The 13,425-nt window shown below is 74.4% G+C and carries 12 protein-coding genes; 7 read left to right on the top strand and 5 right to left on the bottom strand.

What is annotated here, in order from left to right:
* Nucleotides 1-4: 4 nt before the first annotated feature.
* Nucleotides 5-316 carry a hypothetical protein gene (locus ACZ7RU_RS13130; protein ID WP_355269781.1) on the bottom strand — a complete coding sequence of 104 codons (312 nt, stop codon included), beginning with the start codon at nt 314-316 and terminating at the stop codon, nt 5-7.
* Between the two features lie 374 nt (nt 317-690).
* Here ACZ7RU_RS13130 and ACZ7RU_RS13125 point away from each other — a divergent pair, with 374 nt between their 5' ends.
* The 7 genes from ACZ7RU_RS13125 (at nt 691) to ACZ7RU_RS13095 (ending at nt 9,515) form a co-directional block, all read left to right on the top strand.
* The gene (locus ACZ7RU_RS13125; protein ID WP_470340994.1) at nt 691-1,923 is read left to right on the top strand and encodes a GNAT family N-acetyltransferase; all 1,233 of its coding nucleotides are present in this window, start codon (nt 691-693) and stop codon (nt 1,921-1,923) included.
* 73 nt (nt 1,924-1,996) lie between these two features.
* Nucleotides 1,997-3,232 carry a DegT/DnrJ/EryC1/StrS family aminotransferase gene (locus ACZ7RU_RS13120; protein ID WP_470340993.1) on the top strand — a complete coding sequence of 412 codons (1,236 nt, stop codon included), beginning with the start codon at nt 1,997-1,999 and terminating at the stop codon, nt 3,230-3,232.
* Nucleotides 3,229-4,692: an NAD(P)/FAD-dependent oxidoreductase gene (locus tag ACZ7RU_RS13115; protein WP_470340992.1), complete on the top strand. Its 1,464-nt coding sequence runs from the start codon at nt 3,229-3,231 to the stop codon at nt 4,690-4,692. Before ACZ7RU_RS13120 ends, ACZ7RU_RS13115 begins: the two co-directional genes overlap by 4 nt.
* On the top strand, nt 4,689-6,119 hold the full coding sequence (locus ACZ7RU_RS13110; RefSeq protein WP_470340991.1) for an aspartate aminotransferase family protein: 1,431 nt from the start codon (nt 4,689-4,691) through the stop codon (nt 6,117-6,119). Before ACZ7RU_RS13115 ends, ACZ7RU_RS13110 begins: the two co-directional genes overlap by 4 nt.
* Nucleotides 6,116-6,514: a hypothetical protein gene (locus ACZ7RU_RS13105; protein ID WP_470340990.1), complete on the top strand. Its 399-nt coding sequence runs from the start codon at nt 6,116-6,118 to the stop codon at nt 6,512-6,514. Before ACZ7RU_RS13110 ends, ACZ7RU_RS13105 begins: the two co-directional genes overlap by 4 nt.
* A complete protein-coding gene (locus ACZ7RU_RS13100; RefSeq protein WP_470340989.1) occupies nt 6,511-7,992 on the top strand; it encodes a GMC family oxidoreductase N-terminal domain-containing protein in 1,482 nt (493 codons plus the stop codon). Before ACZ7RU_RS13105 ends, ACZ7RU_RS13100 begins: the two co-directional genes overlap by 4 nt.
* Nucleotides 7,989-9,515 (top strand): GMC oxidoreductase, encoded by a 1,527-nt coding sequence (locus tag ACZ7RU_RS13095; RefSeq protein ID WP_470340988.1) that lies wholly within the window; start codon nt 7,989-7,991, stop codon nt 9,513-9,515. The genes ACZ7RU_RS13100 and ACZ7RU_RS13095 overlap by 4 nt, the downstream gene beginning before the upstream one ends.
* 75 nt (nt 9,516-9,590) lie before the next feature.
* Here ACZ7RU_RS13095 and ACZ7RU_RS13090 read toward each other — a convergent pair whose 3' ends face one another.
* The 4 genes from ACZ7RU_RS13090 to ACZ7RU_RS13075 all read right to left on the bottom strand — a co-directional run bounded on the left by ACZ7RU_RS13090 (nt 9,591) and on the right by ACZ7RU_RS13075 (nt 13,176).
* A complete protein-coding gene (locus tag ACZ7RU_RS13090) occupies nt 9,591-10,112 on the bottom strand; it encodes a pyridoxamine 5'-phosphate oxidase family protein (protein ID WP_470340987.1) in 522 nt (173 codons plus the stop codon).
* Between the two features lie 191 nt (nt 10,113-10,303).
* Complete coding sequence (locus tag ACZ7RU_RS13085; RefSeq protein ID WP_470340986.1) at nt 10,304-10,588, bottom strand: hypothetical protein; 285 nt, start codon at nt 10,586-10,588, stop codon at nt 10,304-10,306.
* A 10-nt stretch (nt 10,589-10,598) separates the two neighbouring features.
* The gene (locus ACZ7RU_RS13080; protein ID WP_470340985.1) at nt 10,599-11,888 is read right to left on the bottom strand and encodes a hypothetical protein; all 1,290 of its coding nucleotides are present in this window, start codon (nt 11,886-11,888) and stop codon (nt 10,599-10,601) included.
* 127 nt (nt 11,889-12,015) lie between these two features.
* Entirely contained in the window at nt 12,016-13,176 is a 1,161-nt protein-coding gene (locus tag ACZ7RU_RS13075; protein WP_470340984.1) for a type III PLP-dependent enzyme domain-containing protein, read from the bottom strand.
* Between the last annotated feature and the right edge of the window lie 249 nt (nt 13,177-13,425).

The following is a 13,425-nucleotide window of genomic DNA, read 5'->3' as shown; positions in this document are numbered from 1 at the left end:
GGGCTCAGACCTCCGTGGCCACCCAGCTGATGTACCAGCCGTGGCTCACCGCGTAGTCGACCGTCAGCGGACGGCCGTCCTGCCAGCGGACGTAGATCCGGAAGCCCTTCGAGGTGGGGGTGTAGATGGTGTTCCCGCCGGTGGTCGTCCACATCGAGTCGCGGCCGCAGAGGTTCGCGGTGTAGACCGGCGTCTCGCTGAAGTTGCCGGCGGAGGTGTCGACGTCGATGTAGATGCCGGTGCCGTTGTCCTCCTCGACATGCTGCTGCCAGTCGCCCACGGGCGTGTTGCCGGCGATGAACCTGGGGTTGGACATACCTGTCTCCTCGCTGTGATCACACAAACGGGCAGGGGGGTGGATCAGAATGGATCGCTGGCGCACCAGGGATCATCCACCGCAGCCGAGTCTGAGTGAATCTTCCAGTGATCACAAGAGTGCGGAATTCGAACCGTCGAATTCCGGTTACGCATTTGTGATCACCGCTCCGCCGCAGTGAACTGTGGGGCGGTTACCGCTCCTTGACGACACGTGGTTCGATCGTGCTATACCTGTGACTTCTGACGTGATCCGGTCACCGGACACCCGGGTGCGCTGGTCCACCTGTCTCGGGAAACGCGCCATCTCATATACCGGACCGTCATGATCTGAATTCCCGGGAATCTTCAGTACGCGAGGAGCGCGTGATAAGCATGCCCGAATTCTCTGCTGTCCCGGAGATATCCGTCCCGGATTCCTGGGAGGACCTCGTCCCGGTCGCGGAACTGGCGTACGGGGGCTACGGGCACTCCGTGGACTACCACGCCTCGGCGGCGTCGGTCTTCGAACCCAAACGATCGCTGGTCGCCCGGACCGGCGGCCGGGTCTGCGGGACCTGTGCCGTCTACTCCCTGGAGATGACCCTCCCGGGCGGGCCCCGGGCGGTGGCCGGTCTCGGCTACGTGACCGTCGCGCCCGAGCACCGGCGGCGCGGGGTGATGAGCGGCATGGTGCTGCGCGTCCTGCACACCCTGCACGAGGGCGGCGCCGAGCCGGTGGCGGTCCTCAACACCACCGAGGCCGGGATCTACGGCCGCTTCGGGTTCGGCCTCGCCAGCCAGGCCGCCAAGGTCCGGATCCCCCGGCACGCCCGGGAGTTGCGCGACACGGCCGGCGGCGAGCGGACCGTCCGGATCGGCGGGCCGGAGGAGCACTCCGCCGCGATCGCCGCGGTCTACGCGCAGTGCGTCGGGGAGCGCCCCGGGATGCTCCGCCGGGACGCGGCCTGGGCCGCCCGGGCCGTGCTGGACCTGCCCGACCACCGGGGCGGGAGCGGACGCCTGCTCTGCCTGGTGGTCGAGGAGGACGGGGAGCCGTCCGGCTACGCCCTCTACCGGCTGACCGCGGCCTGGGAGCACTCGGTGCCGCGCTACGAGGTGTCGGTGCGCGAGCTGTTCGCGCGCGACCCCGCCTCCGGCGCGGCGCTCTGGCGCGCCCTGCTCGACGTCGACCTGGCCGGCAGCGTGGTCGCGGACCGGCCGGTGGATGACCCGGTGCTCGCCCTGCTCACCGACCCCCGCAGCGCGGCGCCCGTCCTGCGCGACCAGTTGCACGTGCGGCTGGTGGACGTGGACCGGGCGCTGGAGCAGCGCGGCTACGCCGCCGAGGTCGACGTCGTCCTGGACGTCACCGACCCGCTCTGCCCGTGGAACGAGCGGCGCTTCCGGCTGCGCACCGGCCCCGAGGGCGGCGAGTGCCGGCCCACCACCGCGGCGGCCGACCTGGAACTGACGGTCCGGGAGCTGGGTGCGCTGCATCTCGGCGGCACCTCCCTGGTGCAGCTCGCCCGGGCGGGCCTGGTGCGCGAACTGCGCCCGGGCGCGGTCCGGGCCGCCGCCACGGCGTTCCGCCATGATCCGGCGCCGTTCTGCCCCATCGTCTTCTGACACCCCGACCGCCGAATCCGACGTTCCAACGACCACCGACCGAGCACCGACCGACGCCCGACCAAGGAGCCTCATGCCTGGTCCCGGATACGCGCACTTCGGCGCCGAGGAGCGCCGCAACCTCCTCGAAGTCGTCGACTCCTGGCTCGCCACCTCCGACGCCCACTCCCGCCCACCCGGCGTGGACGCCCAGGTCCGGGGCCTGGAGCGGGAACTGTCCGCACGCTTCGCCGCCCCGCACTGCCTGGCCGTCAACAGCGGCACCTCCGCCCTGCTGGCCGCGCTCGCCGCGCTCGGCATCGGCCCGGGCGACGAGGTCATCGTCCCCGGCTACCTCTACACCGCCTCCGTCTCGGCGATCGTCTTCGCGGGCGCCACCCCGGTGTTCGCCGAGATCGACGAGTCGCTGACCCTCGACCCGGCCGACGTCCTGGCCCGGATCACGCCGCGCACCAAGGCCGTCATGCCCATCCACATGCTCGGCGCGCCCTGCGACCTGGCGGCCCTCGGGCAGATCGCCGACGACCACGGGCTGTTCCTGCTGGAGGACGCCGCCCAGGCCTGCGGGGCGACCTACCGGGGCCGCCCGGTCGGCACCTTCGGCCAGGCCGGCGCCTTCTCCACCAACATCTTCAAGGTGATCACCGGCGGCGACGGCGGCTTCCTGCTCACCCCGGACGAGCGCCTCTTCCGACGCGCCTACTCCTTCCACCACCACGGCTGGTTCCCCTACGGGGAGGAGACCGGCGACGGGGACCTGCTCTTCGGCCTCAACCTGCGGATGAACGCCTTCACCGCGGCCGTCGTCCGCGCCCAACTCGCCCGGCTGGACGCCATCCTGGACCACAACCGCACGCTGGCCCGGGCGCTGTCCGCGGCGATCCCGGCCCGCGACGGCCTGCGCCCGCGCCTGCTGCACGACCCCGACGGCGACTGCGCGACCCTGCTGGTGTACCTCTTCGACGACGCGGCGAGCGCCGACGCGGTGGCCAAGGAACTCGGCACCCGCACACTGCTCCACTCGCCCAAGCACTACTACGGCGGCCTGCCCGAACTCACCGCCCTGATGGCCGGCGACGCCCGACCCAGCCCCTTCCGCCGGCCGCCCGACACGACGCGGCACGACTACCGGGCCGGCGCGCTGCCGAGGACGGACGACGTCCTGGCCCGCTCGCTCGCGCTGACCGTCGGGCTCACCGACACCTACCTGGGCGCCGACTTCGGTCTGACCGCGCGCAGCACCCCGGCCGACGTCGACGCGGTCGCCGAGCGGTTCCGCACCGCCGTGGCGGGAGTGCTGGGCCGGTGACCGCCGCCGACCCGGCCGACCGCGGCGGCCGGCCCGACGCCGCCGACACGGCGCCCGGCACAGGAACCGGCGCCGGCGCGGGTGCCGACGACGCCGACGTGATCGTGGTCGGCGCAGGCTTCACCGGCCTGGCCGCCGCGCACGAACTCGCCCTGGCGGGCCTGCGCTGCCGGGTCGTCGAGTCGGCCGACCGGATCGGCGGCCTCGCCGCGACCTTCCCGGTCGGCGACCGGCAGCTGGAGCGGTTCTACCACCACTGGTTCGACTCCGACCACGAGATCTTCCGGCTCTGCGCCGAACTCGGCTGCGCGGACCTGATCGAACGCCACCCCACCAGCACCGGCGTCTACCACGCCAACTCGGTGTACCGCCTCTCCAGCCCGCTCGACGTGCTGCGCTTCGCCCCGCTGCCCCCGGTCGACCGGCTGCGGCTCGGCCTGTCGGCCGTGCGGGCCGGCCGGGTGCGGCACTGGCGCGAGCTGGAGACGCTCACCGCCGAGCAGTGGCTGGTCCAGCTGGGCGGGCACCGGGCCTTCGAGGTGGTCTGGCGCCCGCTGCTGGAGGGCAAGTTCGGCTCCTACGCCTCCCAGGTCGGCGCCACCTGGATGTGGACCAAGCTGCACCTGCGCGGCGGCAGCCGGTCCCGCTCGGGCAAGGAGGTGCTGCACTACCTGCGGGGCGGTTCCGGCGCGCTGCTGGACGCCTGGCGCGACCGGCTCCAGCACCTGGGCGTGGAACTGCGCACCGGGACCCCGGTCGACGCGGTGCTGGTCGGGGAGCGGGGCGTGACCGGCGTCCGGACGGGCGGGCGCACCCTGCGCGCCCCCCGGGTCCTGGTGACCACCGCCCCCGGCCCGCTGGCCGCCATGCTCGACGGGGCCGCCGGCGCCCACCCCGCCGTCCCGGCGCTGGTGCGCAGGCTGCGCTCCGTCCCGTACCTGGCCAACCTCTGCCTGGTCCTGGAGAACCGCCGGGCCCTGTCCGACACCTACTGGCTCAACGTCACCGACCCGGCGTTCCCGTACGTCGGCGTCATCGAGCACACCAACCTCGACGCACCGGAGCGCTACGGCGGCCGCCACCTCGTCTACCTGTCGAAGTACCTCCCGGTCGACGCCGAGCTGTACCGGATGAGCGACGAGGAGGTCTACCGTCACAGCCTGCCCCACCTGCGCCGGATGTTCCCGCGGTTCCGCGAGGACTGGGTGCACCGCTACCACGTCTGGCGGGCGGAGCACGCCCAGCCGGTGATCACCCCCGGCTACTCCCGGCGCGTCCCCGACGTCGAGTGCGCCGTGCCCGGCCTCTACATGTCGAGCATGGCGCAGGTGTTCCCGGAGGACCGCGGCACCAACTACGCCGTACGACACGGCCGTTCTGCCGGACGGCTGATCGCGGACCGGATCCGCACCCGCGCGCACGCGGGGCTCCGCACGGCACCGACCGAGGAGGCGGTATGAACGACCTGCTGGACATCGCGGCCGCCGAGAACCTGACCGGGGACCAGGTGCACGCGCTCTACCGGAGTTTCGTCAGCCGCAGCCAGGTCTCCCTGGTCGGGGCGTTCGGCTTCGGACACGACCTGGTCGAGAGCGCCGAGGGCTGCTGGATCACCCTGCGCGACGGCCGGCGCATCCTGGACTTCACCGGCGGGATCGGCGTCCTCAACCACGGCCACAACCACCCGAGGATCCTCGCCGCCCGCCGGCGCTTCGCCGAGCAGCGCCGGATGGAGGTCCACAAGAACTACCTCTCGCCCTACGTCGCGGCCCTCAGCCACAACCTCGCCCGGCTGCTCCCCGGCGACCTCGACGTCAGCTACTTCCCCAACTCCGGTGCGGAGGCTGTCGAAGGCGCCGTCAAGCTCGCCTACAAGTACCACGCGGGCCGCCGCGGCACGGTGCTGCACACCGACATCTCCTTCCACGGCAAACTGCTCGGCGCGGGCAGCCTCACCGCCTCGCCCGAACTCCACTTCGACTACCCGGGGATCCCCGGCACCGACTACTTCGGCTACGGCGACCTCGACTCCTTCGCCCTCGCACTGGACCGGCACCGGGCGCTCGACGGCGGCAGCGACGTCTACGCGGTGGTCCTGGAGCCGTTCAGCGCCTCCAGCCTGCGCGAGTGCTCGGCGGAGTTCCTGCGCGAGGTCCGCCGGCTGTGCACCGAACGGGACATCGTACTGGTCTTCGACGAGGTCTACACCGGCTGGGGCCGCACCGGCGCCCTGTTCCACTTCATGCACCACCCCGGGCTGGTCCCCGACGTGGTGACGATGTCCAAGTCCTTCGGCGGCGGCAAGGCGTCCATCGCCGGGTACGTGGCCCGCGGCCCCGTCTTCCGCCGCGCCTACGACAACCTCCAGGACGCCACCCTGCACAGCACCACCTACTACGGTTTCGGCGAGGAGACCGCCACCGCGCTGGAGGCCGTCGCCGTCGCCGTCGAGGACGACTACCCGGGACGCGCCCGCAAGCTCGGCGCCGTCCTGGAGACCGGCCTGCGGGACCTCGCCGACCGCCACCCCGCCCTGGTCGCCTCGACCTCCGGGTGCGGCGCCCTGCACGGCGTCTTCCTCAAGGCCGGGCCGGCCTCGCTCGACCGCCTGCTGCCGCTGCTCCCGGCAGCACTCGGACGCGACGCCCGGCTGCGGACCAAACTGATCACCGGCGCGGTGATCGCCGCCCTCTACCGCGACCACGGCGTGCTCACCTTCTTCGGCTCCAACCACGGACTGCCGCTGATCGTCGCGCCGCCGCTGGTCGCCGAGGAGGCCGAGGCGCAGACCTTCCTCCGGGCGCTCGACGAGGTGCTCGGACAGGGCGCGGTGCGCCTGCTCGGCCGACTGGCCAAGGACCTGGCCGCCGGGAGGCTCCGCCCGTGATGATCGACCTCCTCCTGCGGATCTGGACACTGCGCTACCCCGCCCTGGGCGGGCCGGCCGCCCGCGCGGCGGCCCGCGCCCACGTCCTCGGCAGCCTCGCCGAACTGGCCCCGCACTACCGGGCGGGCCTGGCCCCGGCACTGCGGCTGGTGCCCCTCGCACTCCTGCTGCTGACCGGCCACCGCCCGGCCACCGCCCCGCCGGACGCCCTGCTGACCGGCCTCCGGCGGGTGGAGCGGCTGCCGCTGCTCGGCCGGGCGGTGCGGACGGCGGAGACCCTCGCCCTGTACAGCGGGCTGGACGCCGCCGCGGCCACCACCGCCGGGGACGGCCCCGACCTGCGGCCCGCGCGCGTCCCGGCGTCGTGGACCGCCGAACGGATGGCCGCCCGATGAGCCGGCCACCGCGCCCGATCGACTGCGACGCCCTGGTGATCGGCTCCGGCGCCGGCGGCAGCGTCGCCGCCCTCGGCCTGGCCCGGGCCGGACGCGAGACCGTCGTCCTCGAGGAGGGCCCGCGGGTCACGACGGCCGAACTCGCCGCCGCCTCGCCCGCGCAGAACCTCCGCCGCCTCTACCGCCACGCCGGCCTGGCCCCCATCCACGGCCGGCCCGTCATCGCCTTCGGCGAGGGCTGCTGCGTCGGCGGCACCACCGTCGTCAACGGCGGACTGCTCTGGGAACCGCCCGCCGACCTGCTCGACCGCTGGGCCCACCGGGCCGGCACCGACGGCTACCGCCGCACCGACCTGGCCGGCCACCTGCGCGAGATCACCCGCCGCCTGGGCGTCGCCGCCCAGCAGCCCGGCGACGGCAACCGCGACTCCCGGCTGCTCGCCGACGGCGCCGACCGGCTCGGCTGGCACTGGGCCCCCGCCCGCCGCGCCGCACCCGGCTGCTCGCACGCCAACCGCTGCCCGACCGGCTGCCCGTCCGGCGCCAAACAGAGCATGCTGCTCAGCTACCTGCCCGCCGCCGAACGCCACGGCGCGCGCATCCACCCCCGCACCCGGGTGCTGAGGCTGGGCCACCGCCGCCGGAGCGTCACCGAGGTCCACGCCGTGGGCCCGGACGGCGAACCGGTCAGCTACCGGCCGCGCACCGTGGTGCTCGCGGCCGGCCCGATCGGCACCCCCGCCCTGCTCCAGCGCAGCGGCATCCACCGCCGCCACGCCGGGCGGCGCACCGCCGTCCACGTCAACCTGAAGGTCGTCGCCCGTTTCCGGGAGCCGGTACGGGCCACCAACGGCACCATCTTCACCGCCCAGCTCCAGCACTTCCAGGACCAGGGACTGCTGGTGATGCCCGCCAACCTCACCCCCGGCGCCCTCGGGGCCGCCCTGGCCGGCCACGACCCGCGGACCGTCAACACCGTGCTGGCGGACCTGGACCGGGTCGCCCTGTTCACCGCCCAGGTCCGGGTGGACGGACCGGTCACCGTCACCGCCCTGCCCGGCGGCCAGACCCTGCTGCGCCACCGGATCACCGCCGCCGACGGCGCCCGGCTGCGCTCCGCGCTCCACCGCACCGCCCGCCTGCTGTTCGCCGCCGGCGCCACCGAGATCCACCCGCCGTTCCCGGGCTCCCCGCTGCGCTCGGAGGCCGAGGCCCGGCAGTGCGCCGACCACAGCGCCCTCGCCGACTGGCCGCTGGTCTCCGTCCACGCCATGGCCTCCTGCCCGATGGGCGACCCGGCCCACGGCGGGCTCTGCGACACCGCCGGACGGCCGTACGGCTTCGACAACCTCCACCTCTGCGACGCCTCGGTGCTCCCGGGCGCGACCGGCATCAGCCCCCAGGGCACCGTGATGGCCTTCGCCCACGAGATCACCGAACGGCTGCTCCAGACCACCCGACGGGAGACCACCGGATGACGGACGACCAGACACCGCACCGGCTCCCGGGCGTGATCGAGCCGGACGGACCGGAGGTCACCTGCGACCTCGCCGTCATCGGCTCCGGCATGGGCGGAGCCACCCTCGCCCATGCGCTGCGCTCCTCCGGCGCGCGGATCCTCGTCGTCGAACGCGGCGACTTCCTGCCGCGCGAGCAGCAGAACTGGTCCCCGGAGGCCGTCTTCGTCCAGGGCCGCTACCGCAACGGCGACCAGTGGCAGGACGCCCAGGGGCGTCCCTTCCAGCCCGGCGTCCACTACTACGTCGGCGGCAACACCAAGGTCTACGGCGCCACCCTGCCGCGCTTCCGCGAGACCGACTTCGGCCCGGTCGCCCACGCCGAGGGCGACTCGCCCGGCTGGCCGATCGACTACGCCGACCTGGAACCCCACTACGGCCGGGCCGAGGACCTCTACCGGGTGCACGGCGCCGGCGGCGAGGACCCCACCGACCCGTGGCGCTCCACCGACTACCCCCACCCGGCCGTCGAACACGAGGGCGCGGTCGTCGACCTCGCCCACCGCCTGCGCGACCAGGGCCTGCACCCCTTCCACCTGCCGACCGGCGTCGACCTGCGCGAGGGCGGCGCCTGCGTGCGCTGCGCCACCTGCGACAGCTTCCCCTGCCTGGTCGGCGCCAAGAGCGACGCCGACGTCCGCGCGCTGCGCCCCGCCCTGGCCGGCGGCGACGTCCAACTGCTGACCCGCACGCTGGTCGGCCGGCTGCACGCCGACGCCACCGGGCGGGTGACCCACGCCGTGGCGACCCGGGACGGCAGGGAGCTGACGATCCGGGCCGAGCGCTTCGTCCTCGCCTGCGGCGCCGTCAACACCGCCGCCCTGCTGCTGCGTTCGGGCCTCGCCAACGGCTCGGGCCAGGTCGGGCGCAACTACCTGGTGCACAACAGCACCTTCCTGGTCGCCGCCGACCCCGCCCGCCGCAACCGGGCGGTCTTCCAGAAGACCCTGGGCCTGAACGACTGGTACCTCGCCAAGGGCGGGCGCCCCCCGCTGGGCAACGTCCAGATGCTCGGCAAGCTCCAGGAGCCCATGGTGCGCGCGGCCAGTCCGAACGTACCGGCCGCGGTCCGGCGCTTCGTCACCGACCGCAGCCTCGACCTCTACCTGACCAGCGAGGACCTGCCGACCCAGGACAACCGCGTCCTCCTGGACGCGGCCGGGCGGATCACCGTGCACTGGCGGCCCAACAACCTCGGCGCCCACCGGGAACTGGTCCGGCGCACCACCCGTGCGCTGCGCGCGGCCGGCTACCCGCTGGTGTTCACCCGGCGGATGGGCATCGAGACCAACTCCCACCAGTGCGGCACCGCCGTGATGGGGACCGACCCGGCCACCAGCGTGGTCGACCCGGCCGGACGCACCCACGAGCACGACAACCTCTGGGTGGCGGACGCCTCGGTGTTCTGCTCCTCGGCGGCGGTCAACCCGGCGCTGACCATCGCCGCCAACGCCTTCCGGATCGCCAAGGGCGTGCTGGCCTGAGCCGGGCCCCGGAACGTCGACCGCCCCGGCCCGCAGCGGAGTCCGTCCGCTCGCGGGCCGGGGCCGCTCGGCTGGTCAGTCGGCGAGCTGCTTGGTGCTGAACGGGATGACGACGCGGTAGTTGACCTCGTCGCCGTGGACCGGATGGCCGGCCGGGGAGAGCATCGAGTAGGCGGTGACCTGGGCGCGGTAGATCCGGATCGGGGAGTCCCCGGTGAAGTCCTGCGGCGGGCGGGCCCGTCGGGCCCGCGCCGCCTCGTCCGGGTAGCGCCGCCGGTAGTACAGCTCGCAGCCCTCGACCAGCTCCGCACCCTCCAGGACCTCGGCCCGCGCGAGCGCGTAGAGCGCGTCGCCGCCCCCGCCCGCCGGGTTGGAGTCGTAGACCGTCAGCGAGACCACCGGGTTGGCCGCGATGTTCCGGGAGTGTTGGGTGTCCAGCCCCGAAATCCAGTAGAACCGGTCCTCGTCGTCCCAGGCGTGGGCCAGCGCGGACACCCACGGGACGGCCTGCGGCGAGGCGGTGCCGAGGGTCAGGTAGCGGGTGGAGCGGAGGATCTCGCGTGCGGAGGTGCAGAGTTCGTCGTCCGAGCTGGGCACAGTGCCTCCGGTTCGGTGAGCTTGGGCTGCCACGGTTTCGCACAGGCAAGGCGGGCGGATCGATCGCTCCGCCGGGCGTCCTGCGGCCGTCCGCCGGGACGCCGGTCTTCGCGTCCCCACTCTACCGAGGCCCGGCGCAGCCCAGAAGAGGGCCGCGACCGGCGCCCCGGTCGAGGGCGGTCAGGGGGCGGTCAGGGGGCGGCGAGCGAGCTGAGGACGGTCTGTACCGAGCCGCCCCGGGCGACGGTGACGAGACTGCTCCGGTCGGCCCGGCTGAAGCAGCCGAGGACGGTGCGGTCCAGGACGGCGACGCGGAGGTCCCGGGTCAGAGCGCCGACTGCGGCGGGGAAGACGCGTTCCTGGACGAGCCGGCCCCGGTGGCGCGGGGAGCCCGTGAGTGCGGCCCACTCCCCGGGGCTGTGTTCACGGCCGATGCGCACGCTGCTGCCGAAGTCGATGAGCGGGAGGTCATCCATCGTCCGTCCCTCAGAGGTAGAGCGGGTGGAGGCCGCCGGTGAGGCCGATGTTCAGGCGCGCGTCCTGGCCGGTGCGGACGAAGGCGGAGACCAGGTGGCCGTCGACGGCGCCGACCGCCACGTCGTGGTGGGCGGTGGATCCGTCGGCGCCGCCGCCCAGCCGCGGGCTGGGCAGGTGCTCCTGGACCAGCCACCCCTCGGCGACGGCGAGGGCGACGGCGTCCGCCCAGGCGGCGTCGTCGGTGTCCGGGCCGACGACCACGCCGTGGCCGTTGCTGCCCAGCGGGCGCTTGAGGACGTAGTGCCCGCGGTCGCGGGTGACCCGGCGGACGGTCGGGCCGTCGCAGTGGGCCAGGTTGCGCGACCACGGGACGGCCGGCTGGACGAGCCGGTGGTCGGCCGGGTCGAAGAGGTCGGCGAAGCGGGGGTCGGAGAGGACGGCGAGGCAGAGCTTGTTGTCGCCGAGGAGCCGGGCGCGCAGGCCGTTCTGCACGAACAGGGCGCGTTCGCGCACGGCCCGCAGGTACGGGCCCAGGTCGCCGGCCAGCTGCTGGAGGTCCCGCAGTCGGATCTTGGCGTAGGCGTGCCGGATGGGCTCACCGTCCAGGGTGGCGCCGCCGCGCCGGCCGGTGCGCAGCGCGCGGGGGTCGGCGTGCAGGACGCGGACGCCGAGGGCCCTCAGGCCGTCCTCGTAGGACCGGACGGCGTTGCGGTCGGCGCGGTGCGGATACAGCAGCGCCACGGTGTCCGGTCGTCGGCCGGTCTCCTGTTCGGCGAGGTCGAGCAGCCAGCGGCCGGTCCACGTGGCGTCGTCGGCGGGCAGCGGGCGGGGCAGGTCGATCCCGTGCCGGGTGAGCAGCGGCCGCCAGGCGGCCCGGGCCCGGCCGACCACGGCCAGCCCGCCCGGACCGTTGGCATTGGTCTCCAACACGCCCCACCGGCCGTCGGGTTGGGGTAGCAGGTCGAGCCGCAGCAGGTGCACCCGGGTGTCCCGGGCGGTGGCCGCCAGGGCGCCCAGCGGCTCCGGGACGGTGAGGACCCGGCGCACCCGCGGGTCGTGCTCCCAGGCGGTCACGACGGCTTCGAGCATCCGGGTGCAGGCGGCGACGAGGGCTTCCAACTCCGCGCGCAGGCCCGGCCGCAGCCGCAGCGGGAGGCCGAGCGGCCGCGCCTTCCCCAGTGCCGGGTCGCCCACGGTGTGCGACTCGGCCAGTGCCCGCCCCTCCGCCGTCCCGCCGACCGCGGCGACCTGCCGGGTGAACTCCTGGTCCAGCCCCGGCCAGTCCTTGTCGTCAGCCATGGGAACGATCACGTCCTCAACTGGTCGGGAGCCCGGGCGCGAACCGAGGGTAGTCGTCCGACTACCCGGTCTCAAGGGGGCGGGCGGCCGGCGGCATCGGCGCCCGGCGCGTTCCGGCCGGGGCCGTTCACCGGATGGTGTCGCCGCGCTCCCGGACGACCGTCCAGCCGTCGCCGTCCAGCGCGTGGACGGGCGGCCGGGGCCGCACCCACAGGTGGGCGAACGGCTGGTCGTAGCCGCCGGCGCCGCCGATCACCACCAGGTCGCCCGGCGCCGCGCCGGCCGGCCCGGCGACGTCGTCCGCGAACACGTCGCCCTCGTAGCAGTTGGCGCCGAGCAGCCGGTAGCGGCCGTCGAGGTCGCCCGGCGCGGCGGGGAACTCGATGGGGTGCGCCCGGCTCTTCACCGTACGGGCCAGGTTCGTACCGCCGTCCAGCACCAGGAGTTCGCGCCCGTCCCGGGACTTGCGCACCGCCACCCGGCAGACCAGCGCGCCGTGCTCCTCCACGAGGGAGCGCCCCGGCTCGATCAGCAGGTCCAGCCTCTCCGGGCGCAGCCCCGCCTCGCGGCACCCGGCCGCCACGGCCGCCGCGTACACCTCCCACCCGCGGCCGGGGACTCCGCGGGGCGGGAACCCGCCGCCGACGTCGACCGTCAACCGGCCCTCGGCCGCCTTCGCCAGGTCCCGCAGCACCTCCGCCCAGAACACCAGCGCCTCGCGGTACGCTTCCGGCCCGGAGAGCGTCCCGACCCCGGCGTGCACCCCCCACACCGGCCGGTCGGCCCGGTCCAGCAGCTCCCGCGCCCGGGCCACCTCGTCCGGCACCAGCCCGAACCGCGACCATGCGCCGTCGCCGCCCCGGGTCGCGAGCCGCAGGCCCACCGGCGGGGGCCCGTCGGGCAGTGCGAGCAGGCCGTCCAGCTCGGTCAGCGAGTCGACCTGCACGGGCACGCCGAGCCGGGCCGCCTCGGCCAGCTCCGCCGGGCTCTTCACCGGCCCGTCGAAGACGATCCGCCCGGGGGCGAAGCCGTCCGCCAGGGCCAGGGACATCTCCGGCCCCGACACCACCTCCGCCGTCCCGCCGAGCGCCGCCAGCCGCCGGGTCACCGCCGCCAGCGGATTGGTCTTGTACGAGTACGCCACCGTCAGGTTCGGGAACTCCCGCCGCCAGACCCGCTCCATCTCCCGGTAGCCGGCCCCGAGTCGCTCCAGGTCGAACAGGTAGAACGGCGTCGCACAGCGCTCCGCCACCTCCAGCGCCCCAGCCCGCAGACGATCGTTCAGCACGGTGCACCCACCTCCCGGCACGGTTCGTACGGCTGTGAGGCACGATAGGCCAGCACCACCGGGTTGTCAGTGCCACCTCAAGATGGTCGTGGTGGGCGGGCGACTGCGGAGGGGGGCCCGGGCGAGCGAGCCGGGCACCTGACTTCGACCGGTTCCCGGGGCGGCCGAGACAACGCCGTGCTACAACCTTCTGCGGGCCGCAACTCCCGTTGCCCGCCGGCCCGGTACCGCATGTCCCGTCCTTCCCGC

The organism is Kitasatospora sp. NPDC114501 (assembly GCF_055633695.1).
This window is presented reverse-complemented; position numbering and strand designations above follow the sequence as displayed.

What these genes read in the sequence shown, in the direction of transcription:
- ACZ7RU_RS13130 (WP_355269781.1), bottom strand. Translation starts at nt 316, where the DNA reads ATGTCCAACCCCAGGTTCATCGCCGGCAACACGCCCGTGGGCGACTGG.
- ACZ7RU_RS13125 (WP_470340994.1), top strand. Translation starts at nt 691, where the DNA reads ATGCCCGAATTCTCTGCTGTCCCGGAGATATCCGTCCCGGATTCCTGG.
- ACZ7RU_RS13120 (WP_470340993.1), top strand. Translation starts at nt 1,997, where the DNA reads ATGCCTGGTCCCGGATACGCGCACTTCGGCGCCGAGGAGCGCCGCAAC.
- ACZ7RU_RS13110 (WP_470340991.1), top strand. Translation starts at nt 4,689, where the DNA reads ATGAACGACCTGCTGGACATCGCGGCCGCCGAGAACCTGACCGGGGAC.
- ACZ7RU_RS13100 (WP_470340989.1), top strand. Translation starts at nt 6,511, where the DNA reads ATGAGCCGGCCACCGCGCCCGATCGACTGCGACGCCCTGGTGATCGGC.
- ACZ7RU_RS13095 (WP_470340988.1), top strand. Translation starts at nt 7,989, where the DNA reads ATGACGGACGACCAGACACCGCACCGGCTCCCGGGCGTGATCGAGCCG.
- ACZ7RU_RS13085 (WP_470340986.1), bottom strand. Translation starts at nt 10,588, where the DNA reads ATGGATGACCTCCCGCTCATCGACTTCGGCAGCAGCGTGCGCATCGGC.
- ACZ7RU_RS13080 (WP_470340985.1), bottom strand. Translation starts at nt 11,888, where the DNA reads ATGGCTGACGACAAGGACTGGCCGGGGCTGGACCAGGAGTTCACCCGG.